At 63.5% G+C, this 14,624-nt stretch carries 17 protein-coding genes; 12 read left to right on the top strand and 5 right to left on the bottom strand.

What is annotated here, in order from left to right:
- Nucleotides 1–35: 35 nt before the first annotated feature.
- Nucleotides 36–776, bottom strand: coding sequence for a UDP-2,3-diacylglucosamine diphosphatase (locus tag SINAC_RS20200; RefSeq protein ID WP_015247457.1), 741 nt, complete (start codon nt 774–776; stop codon nt 36–38).
- Between the two features lie 403 nt (nt 777–1,179).
- Between SINAC_RS20200 and SINAC_RS20195 the strand changes: the two genes are divergently transcribed.
- From SINAC_RS20195 to SINAC_RS20175, 5 genes are all read left to right on the top strand, one after another.
- The gene (locus SINAC_RS20195; protein WP_015247456.1) at nt 1,180–2,223 is read left to right on the top strand and encodes a GlxA family transcriptional regulator; all 1,044 of its coding nucleotides are present in this window, start codon (nt 1,180–1,182) and stop codon (nt 2,221–2,223) included.
- A gap of 58 nt (nt 2,224–2,281) precedes the next feature.
- On the top strand, nt 2,282–2,920 hold the full coding sequence (locus tag SINAC_RS20190; RefSeq protein WP_015247455.1) for an HD domain-containing protein: 639 nt from the start codon (nt 2,282–2,284) through the stop codon (nt 2,918–2,920).
- 108 nt (nt 2,921–3,028) lie between these two features.
- Nucleotides 3,029–4,588: a hypothetical protein gene (locus SINAC_RS20185; protein ID WP_015247454.1), complete on the top strand. Its 1,560-nt coding sequence runs from the start codon at nt 3,029–3,031 to the stop codon at nt 4,586–4,588.
- 84 nt (nt 4,589–4,672) lie between these two features.
- Nucleotides 4,673–5,029 carry a hypothetical protein gene (locus tag SINAC_RS20180; protein WP_020467588.1) on the top strand — a complete coding sequence of 119 codons (357 nt, stop codon included), beginning with the start codon at nt 4,673–4,675 and terminating at the stop codon, nt 5,027–5,029.
- Nucleotides 5,026–5,706, top strand: a complete 681-nt coding sequence (locus tag SINAC_RS20175) for an IS5/IS1182 family transposase (RefSeq protein WP_015247452.1) — start codon at nt 5,026–5,028, stop codon at nt 5,704–5,706. Before SINAC_RS20180 ends, SINAC_RS20175 begins: the two co-directional genes overlap by 4 nt.
- 9 nt (nt 5,707–5,715) lie before the next feature.
- Here SINAC_RS20175 and SINAC_RS20170 read toward each other — a convergent pair whose 3' ends face one another.
- Nucleotides 5,716–6,123, bottom strand: a complete 408-nt coding sequence (locus tag SINAC_RS20170; RefSeq protein ID WP_015247451.1) for a hypothetical protein — start codon at nt 6,121–6,123, stop codon at nt 5,716–5,718.
- A gap of 595 nt (nt 6,124–6,718) precedes the next feature.
- Between SINAC_RS20170 and SINAC_RS20160 the strand changes: the two genes are divergently transcribed.
- Entirely contained in the window at nt 6,719–7,207 is a 489-nt protein-coding gene (locus SINAC_RS20160; protein ID WP_015247449.1) for a hypothetical protein, read from the top strand.
- 678 nt (nt 7,208–7,885) lie between these two features.
- On the opposite strand, the gene SINAC_RS20155 is transcribed toward SINAC_RS20160, so the two are convergent.
- Nucleotides 7,886–8,629, bottom strand: a complete 744-nt coding sequence (locus SINAC_RS20155) for a metallophosphoesterase family protein (protein ID WP_015247448.1) — start codon at nt 8,627–8,629, stop codon at nt 7,886–7,888.
- Between the two features lie 194 nt (nt 8,630–8,823).
- On the opposite strand from SINAC_RS20155, the gene SINAC_RS20150 reads away from it, so the two are divergent.
- Entirely contained in the window at nt 8,824–9,735 is a 912-nt protein-coding gene (locus tag SINAC_RS20150; RefSeq protein ID WP_015247447.1) for a LysR family transcriptional regulator, read from the top strand.
- A gap of 281 nt (nt 9,736–10,016) precedes the next feature.
- Here SINAC_RS20150 and SINAC_RS20145 read toward each other — a convergent pair whose 3' ends face one another.
- Complete coding sequence (locus SINAC_RS20145) at nt 10,017–10,538, bottom strand: hypothetical protein (protein WP_237722916.1); 522 nt, start codon at nt 10,536–10,538, stop codon at nt 10,017–10,019.
- Nucleotides 10,539–10,784: 246 nt separating this feature from the next.
- Here SINAC_RS20145 and SINAC_RS20140 point away from each other — a divergent pair, with 246 nt between their 5' ends.
- The 4 genes from SINAC_RS20140 to SINAC_RS20130 all read left to right on the top strand — a co-directional run bounded on the left by SINAC_RS20140 (nt 10,785) and on the right by SINAC_RS20130 (nt 12,718).
- Nucleotides 10,785–11,033 (top strand): type II toxin-antitoxin system Phd/YefM family antitoxin, encoded by a 249-nt coding sequence (locus SINAC_RS20140; RefSeq protein ID WP_015247445.1) that lies wholly within the window; start codon nt 10,785–10,787, stop codon nt 11,031–11,033.
- A 38-nt stretch (nt 11,034–11,071) separates the two neighbouring features.
- Nucleotides 11,072–11,482, top strand: coding sequence for a type II toxin-antitoxin system VapC family toxin (locus SINAC_RS20135; protein WP_026012196.1), 411 nt, complete (start codon nt 11,072–11,074; stop codon nt 11,480–11,482).
- A gap of 171 nt (nt 11,483–11,653) precedes the next feature.
- The gene (locus SINAC_RS38925; RefSeq protein ID WP_015247443.1) at nt 11,654–11,797 is read left to right on the top strand and encodes a DDE transposase family protein; all 144 of its coding nucleotides are present in this window, start codon (nt 11,654–11,656) and stop codon (nt 11,795–11,797) included.
- 96 nt (nt 11,798–11,893) lie between these two features.
- A complete protein-coding gene (locus tag SINAC_RS20130; RefSeq protein WP_015247442.1) occupies nt 11,894–12,718 on the top strand; it encodes an alpha/beta hydrolase family protein in 825 nt (274 codons plus the stop codon).
- A gap of 28 nt (nt 12,719–12,746) precedes the next feature.
- On the opposite strand, the gene SINAC_RS20125 is transcribed toward SINAC_RS20130, so the two are convergent.
- Nucleotides 12,747–13,274 carry a hypothetical protein gene (locus tag SINAC_RS20125; RefSeq protein ID WP_015247441.1) on the bottom strand — a complete coding sequence of 176 codons (528 nt, stop codon included), beginning with the start codon at nt 13,272–13,274 and terminating at the stop codon, nt 12,747–12,749.
- Nucleotides 13,275–13,590: 316 nt separating this feature from the next.
- Between SINAC_RS20125 and SINAC_RS20120 the strand changes: the two genes are divergently transcribed.
- Nucleotides 13,591–14,544: a polysaccharide deacetylase family protein gene (locus tag SINAC_RS20120; protein ID WP_015247440.1), complete on the top strand. Its 954-nt coding sequence runs from the start codon at nt 13,591–13,593 to the stop codon at nt 14,542–14,544.
- Nucleotides 14,545–14,624: the final 80 nt, after the last annotated feature.

Genomic DNA, 14,624 nt, shown 5'->3' with positions numbered 1-14,624 from the left:
CGGGTGGTCTGGGGAAACGAATTCGAAGGGTCGCGTTAAAGATCAGACCGCGCCATCGCGTGCGCGAGTTCCGAGGCGGCGGGCTCGTCGGTAGCGAGCGGCCAGTATTCCAGCCGGACCTCACTGCCACGAACCGACACGAACGGACAGGGTGGCTGCTCGGTCCACGTACCGCTGTTGGCGTAGAGCACATCGCCCACCTGCTCGATGCCGGGCAGGTGGGTATGGCCGCAGGTCACGTGGCGGAAGCCCTTCGACGCCGCGTAAGCGACAGCCCCGTCGCGGATCGAGACGCTGCTGCGCTGCCACTTCTTGGAGACCCGCCGGAGGTAGCGCGCGGTTTGGTGAGGCGCCCACTTCTGGACGTAGTAGAACAGCCCGCAGGCGATCTCCGTCAGCCAGCCGTAGTCGTTGACGAAGCGGTCGAACTGGTCACCGTGGAGGGCGAGCAGATGGAGCCGGTCGTTTCGGAAGACGTACTCGTCGAGGACCTGGACGCCGACGATGTGCCCGACGACGTCGGCGGGTCCGTCGTGGTTGCCACGGACCCAGACCAGGCGAAGGTCGTCGCGGTCGGAGTTGCGGCGGAGGATCTTGAGGCAGGCGAAGTGCCGCTTCGAGAGCCGTTTGAAGTTGAGGTCGTCGAAGATGTCGCCGTTGATGACCAACACGCGGGTGTTCTCGACCGCCCACTCGAGGAACTGCTCCAGGAGCACGGCCTGGCAGACGTCGCTGCCGAGATGCAGGTCGCTAATGACCAGGCAGTCGTAGCGCATCGGTGTCACTCCCAGCCTCTCACCTGGCCTGCAAGTTGGGTGTGGCGGTCGTTGGGTCGCGTACCTCGACCATCCTCCTCGCCCCCGAGCCGGAGGCCGGAGTCCCGCCCTTGCCCGCGATCCACACGCGGGCACGCGGTGGGAGTATGACCGTCTATCGCCCGGATTCCAAGCGTCATGATTATTTCTCATGAAAGACTCACGATCTCTTCTTGTTACGAGGCATCTCCGACCCGGAACGCCGCGTCCGAACCACGTTTGACGAGGGTTCAGCGTCATCGACGGGGCGGTCCATGCCCCCAGCCGCAGTTGGCAGAAACTGCTGGATCTTTGTCATTTCGGACACGGTCCGGCCGCGCTATGATTCCTAAACAACGACAGGTCTCTGCATCGGAGGTGGGTCATGGCAAAGCGCGGCGATCGAGAAGGCAAACCGGAGGAGGAGGAGGCGCGGGTCCTGCCACGGCGGATCGTTGTCGTGGCCTATCCGCAGGCTGAACTCCTGGACGTGGCCGGGCCGTGCGCCGTCTTCGCGGCCCTGGAACAGGTTCGGGGGGAGGGCGACGGCGCGAGGGCCGACGGCTACCTCGTCGAGGTCATCTCGACCACCACGGACCTGCAAGTCATCACCTCCAGCGGAGTGGGCCTGGTTGCCCACCGCAGCTATGCCCGCCTCCGGGGGAGCGTCGATACGCTGCTCGTCGTCGGCGGGGACAGTGTCTTCGACGTCGCCAGCGATGCGGATTTTCTCGCCTGGCTCCGCCGCATGGCCCCCCGCGTGCGGCGGATCGGCTCGGTCTGCACCGGGGCCTTCATCCTGGCGGCGGCCGGCCTGCTCGACGGCCGCAGGGCGACGACCCACTGGGGATCGTGCGGGCGATTAGCCCGGAGCTACCCGGAGGTCGACGTCCAGGCCGACCCGATTTTCGTCCGCGACGGCCACGTCTACACCTCGGCCGGCGTCACGGCGGGAATGGACATGGCCCTGGCGCTGGTCGAGGAAGACCACGGCCGCGCCGTCGCCCTTCAGATCGCCCGCCACCTCGTCATGTTCGTCCGCCGGCCCGGGGGCCAGTCGCAATTCAGCGCCCTGCTGGAATTGCAGGCGGCCGACCGCGAGCCGCTCCGAGAACTCCAGGCGTGGATGGCCGAGAACCTGGCCGCGGACCTGACCGTCGAGGCGCTCGCCAGGCAGATGCACATGAGTCCGCGGAACTTCGCGCGGGTCTTCCTCCGCGAGATCGGCCGGACCCCGGCGCGGTTCGTCGAGCGGCTGCGGGTCGAGGCGGCCCGCCGCCGCCTTGAGGAATCCGAGGGCGGCCTGGAGAAGATCGCCTGCGAGTGCGGCTTCGGCAGCGCCGACTCGATGCGACGCTCATTCCTGAGGGTGCTTCGGATTGCCCCCAGCGACTACCGCGTTCGGTTCCGGGCCGCTCCGGCCGGATAGCCGCCGCCGAGAATTGATGCATTGAACACCTGACCGAACCGAGAACAGGAGATGAATCATGTCTGAAATCATCGCAGGAATCCGAATCCCCGACAGCAAGCTGGCCCGGGAGGCGACGGATCTGCTTCGGGAGCACGGCACGGAATTGCTTCTCGCCCATTCTCTGAGGGTCTACCTCTTCGGAGCGATCCGGGGCCGTCACCGTGGGCTGACGTTTGACCAGGAGTTGCTGTACTTCGGTGCGGTCTTCCACGATCTCGGGCTCACCGCGAAGTATCGCAGCCAGGACCACCGGTTCGAGATCGATGGTGCGAACGCGGCCCGAGAATTCCTGCGGACCAACGGCATCGACGAAGCGTCGGTCGACGTCGTGTGGGACGCGATCGCCCTGCATACGACACCCGAGATCCCCTGGCACAAGCGCCCAGAGATCGCCCTGGTCACCGGTGGAGTCGAGGCGGATGTTCTCGGCGATGGCCTCGGAGAGATCCCGGCTGGCGACCGGGACGCTGTCCTTGCCGCATACCCGCGAATCGACTTCAAGCGAGGGATCGTCCAGGCGTTCTCCGACGGCTTCGCCCACAAGCCCGCGACCGCTTTCGGGACGATGAACACGGACGTGCTGGAACGGACGCTACCCGGCTACCGCCGGCCGAATTTCTGTGACTTCATCGCCGCCAACCCACTCGGCGGTTGACCGGCGGGGCTCATCGCGTTCGATGCCCACTCGCCACGCTCCGTAACGGGAGCGCGGATTGGTAACCCGCGAATTACGGACGATCTTCACGACAACAGAGGTGAACCTATGCTGACGCCACGATGTCTCGCTACGGGAGTCGTCTCGGCCTTGTTCGTAGGCGGCCTCGCACTCTGGGGGCACTACGCGGCCGGCCAGAACGCGATTCCCTCGCCATCCAGAGGGCCGAGAGACGCCATCGCGGAAGCCCAGACGCCTCAGGACGTCCCGAAGGAGCGGCCGGAACAGAAGAAGACCGCACATGACCTGTCCGACATCTTCGCGCCGAGCAAGGCAACTCCTTCCTCGGGGTCCCTGGGCGACCAGCCGGAACAAGGTGGCATGAACGGCTTCGACTTCTACCGCGACCCTCTGGGCGCATCGCGTCCGGGGATGACCTTCGAGGACGTCTACAAGGCGGCGGTGGCCAACAAGCCCGCGGTCCTGGAGCGGCAGCGAAAACTGCTCGAGAGCCGCTACAAACTCGAGCCCAAGCTCGACTCGACGGCCACGATGTCGCGGGGCAAGCCGCTGGTGGTGGGGCCCACGGCCCGCCTGCCGGAGGGGATGGACTGGGCGGCGCTGGCCGCGTTGAGCCCGGCGGAGATCCGCCGCAGGGACATCTTCCCATATAAGTCGCTGCCCCATCCAGCGCAGGGGGGCGGGCTGGGTGGTCAGGTCTTTCCCAGGATGCAGATCAAGATGTTCCCGCGCCTGGAGCGTTATGACGTCGAGTTCGATTTGCCCGAGGCCTTCCTGCCCGAGTTCCCGCCCGCGATGTATCTCCAGACCCGGCCCGAGCTGGGCGACGTCTCACGCGGCGAGGTCGTCTCGATCAACAACTACTACCGCCTGTTCAAGGACCTGATCACGCCGGTGCAGCTCGACGGCCTGCGCCTGCTGCTGACGCCGTTCCCCCAGGAGGAGTTCAATCCGACCGACGATCGCAAGACCGTCGAGCCCAGCCTGGGAGTAACCTGCTTCGACTGTCACGTCAACGGACACACCAGCGGGCAGTTCCACATCAACCCCGACACCCGGCCCGAGCAGCGACGCATGCGGCTGGATACGGTGAGCCTGCGTGGCCTGTTCAACCAGCAGATCCACGGGGCGAAGCGGAGCCTGCGCTCGGTCGAGGACTTCACTGAGTTCGAGCAGCGCACGGCCTATTTCAACGGCGACGAGATCCACGCGTTCAAGAAAGGGCTGAACATCCTGGATCGCATCCAGGTGTCGCACATGGCCCAAATGCAGAACATCCTCGCGTTCCCGCCGGCGCCCAAGCTGACCTCGCTGGGACGCCTCGACCCGGAGAAAGCGACCGAGAGCGAGCGGCGTGGCGAGACGCTGTTCTTCGGCAAGGCGCAGTGCGCGGCCTGCCATCCGGCGCCGTCGTACCTCGACAATCAGATGCACGACCTGCACCTGGAGCGCTTCCTGGAACACGAGGCGGGCGACGGCCCGATCAAGGCCTTCACACTTCGCGGCATCAAGGACAGCCCGCCGTACATGCACGACGGCCGCTGCCTGACCCTGGAAGACACCGTCGAGTTCTTCAATCTCGTCCTCGAGCTGAAGCTGACGAACGATGAAAAGCAGGACCTGGTGGCGTTCTTGCGGCAACTGTAAGGGTCCCGGGGGGATGACCTGCTGGCTCGGCGCCGGGCCGTCCCCCCGATCAGGGATACGCAGAGGATCGACCCGAGTCGCAGGTTGGTATTCCTGCAGGGCCAGCGCACATTAATTTGCTTGAAAACAAGGGGGTTTTGCAAAAACAGCCCTGCAAAAAGGGCCTTTGACGAGGATAACAAGTCGGTTTTTCCCTTAAAACAAGGGGAATTTGATGTGCGCTGGCCCTGGGTATTCCTGACGGCTGCACTGCTTATCACGACCCTGCCCGAGCCAGGGGTGGCCTATATCGTGGGCGATGCCGTGAACTCGGGGCGGAAGACGGCCTTTGCCGCCATCGCCGGCGCCGTGGCCGGCAACCTCGTCGCTATGCTGCTCTCTCTAAAGAGTCCGTCCCATAAGTGGAACAAGTGGGTGCTAGACAACGTAGCAAGGGGATGAGAACCCATCACTACCCCAGCGACGTCACCGACGAGCAATGGGCCCTGATCGCACCCTTCATCCCCGTGTACCCCGGCGGGCGCCCCCGCAAGACCGACGTCCGCAAGGTCCGAACCCGGGAGAAGCCCTATCAGCCCCGGACCACCGCCAGCGTCGACAGCCAGTCGGTCGACGCGACCTCCGGCGGTGAGGAGCGAGGCCGCGACAACGCCAAGAACGTGGACGGGCGGAAACGCCACATCGTCGTGGATTCCATGATGGGTTTGCTGCTGGCCGTGCTGGTGACGGCGGCCTCGGCGGACGACGGGGCGACCGCCCCGACGCTGTTCGCCCGGCTCGCCGATCAACCGGTGGGCAAGGTGACACGGATGTTCGCCGACTCCAAGTATCACAACTTCGACCTCTACCGGTGGGTCGATGAGAACGCGGGGTGGGACCTTCGGATCATCCGTCGCCCCGAGGGGAAGCGAGGTTGGGTGAAGCGGCCGATCCGCTGGACGAACGAACGGACGTTCGCCTGGCTGGGCCTCTGCAGGCGGCTGTCCAAAGACCGCGAGAAGACCGTCCTGTCGTCGGAGGCGTTCATCAAGCTGGCGATGATCCAGCTGATGCTCCATCGCCTTGAGCCCTCGGACGTGGGCGCTGAATTCCACTATCCGAGGCCGCTGGCGGCATGATGTCGATATTCAAAAGGCCCGCCCGCCGGGACGATCCATGCCGCTGAACTTGACCCCGAGAGTAGGGGGTGCCTTGTCGGGAACGGCAACCGAGGGTTCGAGGATGAGTTGTTTGCGCTTTCGGTCGACAGTGAGCCATCGCGTCACATCGTCGGCCGGGAGTAGTGCGGACCAATCGATTTCCTCAACTGAGAGTACCGACCGATTGAGCAGCAGCGTAAACGCCCATAGCTCATCATAGTTGGAACCGATCACCAACCAGGCACGGCCGAGAATGCAGGGGCTCGGGCCGTCGAGGATGTATTGGTCCGGCACGAAGCCATCACACCAGTAAAGGCGACCGACGATGTGACTGAGCCCGGCGAGTTCGTGGCAGACGCGATACTCGAGTCTCCCCCAATAGTCGGATTCGTCCACGGGATCGTATCCCCTCATCGCCAAGAGAATATATGGCAGTAGAACGCAACCTGCATCCAGTAATTCTAACGCGAGCGGAGCTGCCTATCACCCTTATGGATGGGACAGACTCTAAACGGACACCGGCGGTCGACGTTTTGCGTTCGCCAGCGCAGCCTGTCCTAATCGCTTGCGGTGTGTCGGACCGACGCTTGCACCCCGGCAGCGCCCCGTTCAGAATAGGATCTCTTTTCGACACCCATGCCATTGAAACAGCGGCCAGGGATCGCGAATTGCGCGACGCGGGTCGGGTGGACCAAGGGAAGTTTACAAACCTGACGAAGGAGCTTGCCGAGAAACCCGAAGAGAAATTCAAGGACATTCAGGTGGGAAAGGTCGACGTATTCCGCTGAACCGGCCGCAGCAAATGGGTTATCCCCTGATGCGTTCGAGAAGGTCTCAGAATACGCGTCAATTGTGTCGGACCGAAGCAGACAAGGACGGCTTGACCTGGTTGCGATCGGGCGTAAGAAAAGGGAAGGCGATGGCGGCCAAAAGGTCAGCTCGACGAGGTGGTCCGCTGAGTTCTGTTGTTAGGCGTCGGAGTCGTGTCCCCATGCTGGTTGCAAATGTCATCTTCCACGCGTTTCAGGCCGCTTACTTCAGTTGGATCATCCTCGCCCCGCTTGCGCTCGGCGTCCTGATCGCGGAAGGCGCGATCCTGCGGGCATTCAACAGCTCCGTATCATTCAAGGCGATCGTCGCTTGCGTCCTCGTCATGAATATCGCTTCGTACGTCATCGGCACCTGGCTCTCGCCCCGGCTCTACGTCGGCTCCGGCCTCGTCGTCGTCAACCCCGACGAGCATGGCTACGGCATCCTCGATCGCGGCCCCCAATGGCAGCGCCTCGCGCGATATAGCTTCCTCCAGGCGGGCATCGTTAGCGCCATCATCGAAACCGTCACCCTCCTCCCAGTCCGAAAGCGGGCGGGCCTCCGTCATATCGTCATGCCCGTCGTCCTGGGCAATTGTCTCAGCTACAGTCTACTGAGCTTGGGCTTCGTGTGGATGTTCGGCGGCTGGTCGTACCACGCGTCATCGTAGCCGGCGCCCGATGCCTGCCTCGCGATGCAGCGGCCCCGGCCGCGTGAACGCTTTCCGAAGCCACAGAGTGCCGAGCGGCCGGTGCGCACGGCGAACCCGCCGACGGCCATGGAGAAAAGGCCGGCCAACTCCTAAAGCCGATTTTCGATCCACAGCTTCCGGTCAGAGCCGCCTTCGCCGAGCAGGAAGGCGCGCCGGACGCATCGCGTAACGTTGGGATCGACGAGATGAGCGTGAGCGATCGCCATTGTTGTGTCTTCTGGGTGAAACCAAGGGATCTACCAAATTCTGATAACAGGATTCAATGTGCAATGCATGCCCCAGTGTGCCCCTGACGGCCTTTGCTCGTTTGCTCGCAGGGCCAAACCAGAGGGAAGAGCGGGGAGTCCTGGCGGGTTTGTAAAGCCCAGCCCGACCGTGCTGGCAGACGGCCCAGGGGAGGCCGACGCCTTTGCCTGGGCGACGGCTCGGACCGCTTCGGTTGCAGAACCGGAAACCCGGCAATTCCGGGCGCTTCGGCAGAATCCGTGGTGGTCGTGGCGGGGGGTGGTGGGCGGGGCCTGGGAAGATGCTGGGCCAATCAAACCGTCAATTGCCGAATCGTTTCCGGCATCCGCTGCCCACGAAAGAAGGCTTCAACCGCTGCTCTGTCGAGATTTTGGATTGGATTGACGGACGCTACCCATCCTCAGGGGATTTTAGTGTTCCTCCCTCATCGCTCGATTCGATGGCCAAGCCGTCGATACCCGTCCGAAGGGTCCTCACCAGGCCCTCCTCAACGTCCCGAGGGAACCGCAACGCTCGGAGCCGCTCGACAGTCGCCTCGACGGGATATTCGAACGACCGAAGGTCGATGCGTCCGTCTTGCCAGACGGCGTAGCAGGCTGCGGATCGGCCGGACTTGGGCTGCCCCAGGCTGCCCGGGTTGACCAGCAATCGGCCGCCAATCCGTTGGACGGAGGGGGTATGCGTGTGGCCGACGAGCACGACGTCCGCCGTCACCAACCCAACCTCCTCGGCCCACGCCTCGACCGTCGCACACCGGCCGTAGAGGGGATCGGAAGGCGTCGCATGCGTCAGGTAAAACCGGGTGCCGTCCCGCTCGGATTCAGCCCACAGAGGAAGCCCCCCCAGGTAGCCCCGCTGGGCCCCGTCCAGCACCGACGCCGTGTAGCGGCAGGTGGCCTCGGCCGTCGCCCGATAGCGAGGCCGCCACCGCCGGTCGCCGGGATGGACGGCCGCGTGGTCATGGTTCCCGCGGACGGTGAGCTTAGCCTTGGCGCGAACCTCGTCAATGACCTCACACGGTTGAGGTCCGTAGCCGACGAGGTCCCCAAGCACCCACAGTTCGTCATATTCTTCAGGCAGAGCCCGGAGTGCTTCATAGTTACCGTGCACATCTGATAAAATAACAATTTTCATGGGAACTCCCGACTCCTCGGGCTGTCCGTCGATGGCATGGCCTACACCGACGCACGGCGTATGGCCCATGTTGAGGTAAGCATACGGGCCCACCGGAGGATGCGTCCAATGACTTGTTTCGATGGTTCCCATCACTTACAGTTATGGTTGAGCCGTGTCCCGCCAGCGGTCTCTGCTCATCGATGGAATTTCATATGCAGTTCAACAGGGTGAACCTCAACCTCTTGTGGGTGTTCCACGCCGTCGCCAGTCAGGGGAGCTTCACCCGAGCGGCCGGCGTGCTACACCTGACTCAGCCAGGCGTCAGCAAGCATGTGAAGCAATTGGAGAAACACTACCGGGCCGCCCTGTTCGAGCGGCGGGGCCGTGCGGTCGCCCTCACCCGGGCGGGCCATATCCTCTACGAAGCCACCCGCGAGGTCATGGCCTGCCTGGGCCGGGCGGACGACAGGCTCAGGGAGCTGCACGATGCGGCGCCGACCCTGCCCCTCGCCGCGACTTTCACCGCCGGGCTGTACATCCTCCCCGGGCTGCTGGCCTCCTTCCGAACGCTCCACCCCGAGGTCAGGACGACGCTCGAGATCTTCCCCGCAGCCACCGTCGAGACCCGCGTCCTGGACCAGAGCTTCGACGTCGGGTTAGTCGGTCATGACATCCGAGACAACCGGCTCGTGGCGACCGTATTCTTCTCGGACGACCTTGTGGTGGCGGTCCCCGCCGGGCACAGGTGGGCGTCGCAGACGCGGGGGATACGCCCGGAGCAATTGCGCGAAGAGCCGTTCCTGGCGACCGCCATCGGCTCGGGGACCCGGATGGTCGTCGAGGACCGGCTCGGTCGGAACGGCACGCGGCTGACGGAAGTCCTCGACTTCGGCAACATGGAGGGTGTGAAGAAAGCGGTCGAGGCCGGGTTGGGCGTGTCGGTCCTGTCGAAGAGCGTCATCCAGTGGGAGGTCTCGGCGGGCCTGCTCTCGATGGTTCGCCTGGTCGGACGGGACATGAAGAGACGGTTTTCCCTCATCCATCGCAAAGGGTGCATCCTGTCCGAGACCGCCCAGGGATTCTTGACCCACCTGGTCGGCGCCGGCCGCCAATCGTGCTCCTGACGGCCCACGTCCGCTCGTCCGCCCTCGATGTCGCAGGCCACGGACCAGGGGAAACATAAAGCCCGTTCGGAGGCGGAGCGGCGGAAGTTCTTGATTCGAGGCGGAAGGCGGACCGCCTGCCCGACAGTGACTACGAGATTCTTGGTCCCAGCGAGGCCCACAAACTTCGCATGGAAGCCACGACCCTTCGCAACTTCTTGACCGGCATCAGGTCCAGTTGCGATGTCGCTTGAGGGCCAGATGTCCAATCGGTAAAGAGCGATCAATCAGCGACCCGTTGCTCAACGGCTTACGATGAATGTGACGGCGGTACCGATGAACAACAAAGCCAGAGCACCTGCCGCGATCGCGACGATCAACAGTCGGTTCTCACCCGAGACCCATGTCGTGCTGCGGTAAGGGTCATACCCGTCCTCGAAATCCCGCTCCTCGATCTTTGTCCCGGCCGGACGTTTGAGGCGGATGCGTGAATCATCGAACTTCTCGACAAGTACCCACCCTCCCTTCTTCTCCTCCGCAAGCACCGCGCGGAGCTGCTCTGGTTTGCGGAACCCCCACAGAGTTGAGCGCACGATTTTGAATTCCCAGCCCTCGGCCAGGTCCTTGTCGCTGTAGGGAGTCATCTCTTCTTCCTCTTGCCTCTGCAATTCCGCTACGATGGCGGCGGCGACCGCTCCGCCGACTACGGTGACCTCTATGCTCATCGTCAGGCCTCCTGGCGGTGAAGTCGCTCCCAAGGCATTCGCGCGCCGCAGTGAAATATTTCTGAGTCCCTGATTGATTGGCCCGCTGACCGACGACATCCTCGAATCCGCCTCCGACGACCTCGCCAGGCACGCGGCAAGATCGACGTCACCCGCAAGGCTTTCTTTGGAGGCCGCCCTCGGCGGTCAGAACGACGCCATGGTTCGGCTGGCAATCACCCGGCTAAGATCGCCCATTCGCAGTGATCTGTCCAGCCGTACAGAAAATGTCGCTTGGCAAGATAGGCGATTCAAGTTAGACTGGTCTTGACACACTAGACCAGTCTGAACAGGGAGGTACTCCTAATGAAATCTGTCGGCTCATACGAAGCGAAAACCCACCTGCCCCAACTGCTCAGCGAGGTGGAGAAGGGCGAAACGATCACCATCACCAAACGTGGGAAGCCGGTGGCCATTTTGTCGCCCGCTCAGCCAGTGCCCAAGCGGGATACAAAGACCGTCATCGAGGAAATGCTTGCCTTCCGTGACCAGCACGGCCCGGTTTTGGGCGATAACCTCACGGTTCGTGAAATGATCGAGGAGGGACGGCCTTGAGCAAAAAGAAAGGAGTCGCCAAAGCTCCCAAGGAGGGGATGATCTTGGATTGCTCGATCGTCATGGCCTGGTTTTTTGCCGACGAGAGCAGCGAGTACGCCGACGACGTTGCCCGGCAATTGCCCGACCAGATGGCTTACGTCCCCTCAAATTGGCCGCTCGAAGTCGCCAACACACTGATTATGGGCGAGCGCCGCAAACGCTCGACGCAGACCCAGGCAGCAAGGCTCATTAAGAATCTGGCGGCACTGCCGATCACCGTTGATGAGGAATCCAACCTCCACGCTTGGAATTCGACGTTGAGCCTCGCACGTGAACAGAATCTAACGGCTTATGACGCCGCTTATCTCGAACTCGCCATGAGGCGTGGTCTGCCGTTGGCGACGCTGGACGACAAGTTAAAAGCAGCCGCCACCGCCGTTGGGGTGCCCCTATTCGGTTTGCAGTAACTGCAGGAGTGCCTGATCGCCCTAGCCCCAGGGCCAGCGTGCATAACTGTGCGGCCTGAGCAGTCTGGCGCGACGGGCCGTGGTTCGATATCTTTTGAATCGGTCATCGTGATCGGCTTGCTGCACTTCGGTGTGGGGAGGCCGACACTGACCGATCCCAGGACGCCTCCCATGGCCAAGCTCGTCGATGTCGGTTCCATCGGCTCTTACGTCGAATCACTCTCCGATCCCCGGCATACGCGCAATCGCAAACACTTGATGGTGGATATCGCCGTCATCTGCGGGTGCGATGGGCCTACCGCCATTCATCGCTGAGCCAAGGCAGTGACGAAGTCGTAGTCTCTGAGATCGCAATTGTTCGGAGTCTGACCGGCCCGGTAACAATCCAAAAGACAGTAAGGACGCTCTCGAATGACCCGCCATGGATCTCGTTTCCTCTTGGCTCTCGCTGTTTCCGAGGTGGTGGCGTCAGCAGCGGTCGTCGCGGCCGAGCCCATCGACGTGGCGTTCGCCGCGAAGGTCGACGGAAGCGAGCAGCGTTACGTGATCGTGATGCCCGACGGTTCTCAACCGACAGCGCAGGTCTCGGTGCTGATCGCGCTCCATGGCCACGGGTCAGACCGCTGGCAGTTCGTGAGAGACGGCCGTGACGAGTGCCGGGCCGCACGCGATGCCGCCGCGAAACGGCGAATGATCTTCGTCTCGCCCGATTATCGCGGAAAGACGTCCTGGATGGGGCCGGCGGCCGAGGCCGACCTGGTTCAGATCATCGAGGATCTGAGGCGCCGGTTCCGGGTGGGCAAGCTCGTGATCTGCGGCGGGTCGATGGGCGGCACGGCGGCCCTGACGTTCGCCTCGCTGCATCCCGACCTGATCGACGGTGTCGTGTCAATGAACGGCACCGCGAACCTGGTGGAGTTCACCGGGTTCCCGGACGCGATCTCGGCCTCGTTCGGCGGGTCGAAGCAGGACAGGCCCGACGAGTACCGCAAACGCTCCGCCGAACTGGCTGCCGAAAAGCTGACGATGCCGGTCGCGATCACGACCGGTGGCCGTGACACGATCGTGCCTCCCGACAGCGTACGGCGGCTCGCCCAGCGGTTGCAGGAGAAGAACCGCGCGGTGCGGTCGATCCACAAGCCGGAGGGGGGACACGCGACGAACTACGCCGACGCATCCGAAGCGTTCGAATTCGTCCTGGATCAAGTGCTCGATGCCAAGGAACGGGCGCAGTAGCCCTCATTCTGAATAGGCGGAACGCCGCTCACTTCGGGACTAGCCCCTTGATCTCGTCGAGCGTCAAGACGGTGTGGCCCATCGGCAGCATTGTGTAGCGCGTGATCGTGGCCTTCCCATAGAGGTTCGCAAGGTCGCCGACCTTGTCTTTGCGGACCTTGTCGTTCCGATTTCCGTAATTATAAACATGCCCCTCGAAGCATATCCCGACATGCTTCTGCCTCATCGTGCCCATCAGGCCGTCCGCCCCGATGTTGCTCTTGAGCGTGTAATAGGCCAGGCAACCCAGGGGGTTCGGATCGTCCAGGTCGGCGCAAAAGTTGTAAATATCGTTGACCCGGATGAGGGCGCCGGCCGTCGGATGCTTCTTGCCGGCGTGCACCATCCCCGCGCAGGTCAGGCCGGTGGTCACCGAACTATTCAGCTTCAGCACGTGGCCCACGAAGTGGGCGCAGTGGTTATGGTCGTCGCTCACCTTGCCGAAGCCCAGCGGGCAGAGGTCTTCGACGCTCTTGCCCACGAAGGAATCGAGCAGCGTTGCACTGAGGGAAGCCATGACTGTACCTCTCCGGAGGGCCAAGGCCGGGGCAAGGGCTCCCGGCCGGGCGTGAAATCGTCGACCCCACCCACCCCCGAAATCCGGCGGGCAGGCAGCCGGGGTAGTCTCCCCCCGATCGGTACGGCGATGGAGCGTGAATGGGACAGGGCTCGTCAGATCCGCCCCTGCGGCCATTCTCGCGCCGGTCATCCGAGGCGAAAGTTCGCCCGTACACTCGGTCGTGAACGGATTTGCGCTTGCAGTCCCGGGGGGGTTCGAGGCATTCTGGGGCCGGTCGTGCCCTCATCAAATCCCAAGGCCACCGGAGCCCCCCATGCGTCGTGCTCAGATGATGTTCGCCCTCCTCCTGCCGCTCATTTCGGCTTCCGTTGAGGCGAACGACGAGAAGCGTTACCTGATCATCCACGCCGACGACGCCGGCATGTGCCACTCGGCGAATCGGGCCACGATCCAGGCGCTGGAAGAGGGGGTCGTCTCTTCTTGCAGTGTGATGGTGCCCTGTCCGTGGGTCAAGGAGTTCGCCGAGTACGCCCGGACGCATCCCAAGTACGACTACGGCGTCCACCTGACACTCAATTCCGAGTGGCTGGTCTATCGCTGGGGACCGGTCGCCGGGCGCGAGCGGGTGCCGAGCCTGGTGGATGCCGATGGATACCTCCACCGCGGTGTTGAGGCCGTGGTTCGGACCGCCAAGGCTGAGGAGGTCGAGATCGAGCTGATCGCTCAGGTCGAACGGGCCCTGGCGCTGGGCATTCCGATCAGCCACCTCGATACCCACATGGGGGCCCTGGTCAGCCGGCCGGACATCGTCGAGGCCTACGTCCGGGTCGGCCTGAAATACGACCTACCCGTCCTGTTCCTGCGCCAGGTCGAGGGGCCGATCGGCGAGGAGTATCCCGCCATCCGCGAACGCGGCAAATCGCTCCTCGCCGCCCTGGATGCGAAGCAACTGCCGGTGCTCGACAACCTGGAGCAATTCTACGGCGGCAAAACGCACGAGGGACGCCTTGAGAGCTACATGAAAGCCCTGCGCGAGCTGCCGCCGGGCGTCAGCCAACTGATCGTCCACTGCGGCTACGACGACGAGGAACTCCGCGCCGTGACGGACAGCGCCCCACGCCGCGACGGCGACCGGCGGATCTTCACCGACCCGGCCACGGCCGCCGAGATCAAGCGGCTCGGAATCGAGATCATCACCTGGAAGCAATTCCGGGCGATGGTCAAAGTGAAAGCGTCTGACCCTCAACCCGAGCCCCGCGGACGCTGAGGAGTTGGCGGCAGGTGCGTCGGCCGATCGCGGGATCAAGGAAAGCCGGTGACCGCCCCCTCTCGCTTGGCTCACGGGCA

Origin of the sequence: Singulisphaera acidiphila DSM 18658 (assembly GCF_000242455.2) — a bacterium.
Classification (GTDB): Bacteria; Planctomycetota; Planctomycetia; order Isosphaerales; family Isosphaeraceae; genus Singulisphaera; species Singulisphaera acidiphila.
The sequence above is the reverse complement of the archived record's forward strand: the minus strand, read 5'-3'. Positions and strand labels throughout refer to the sequence as shown.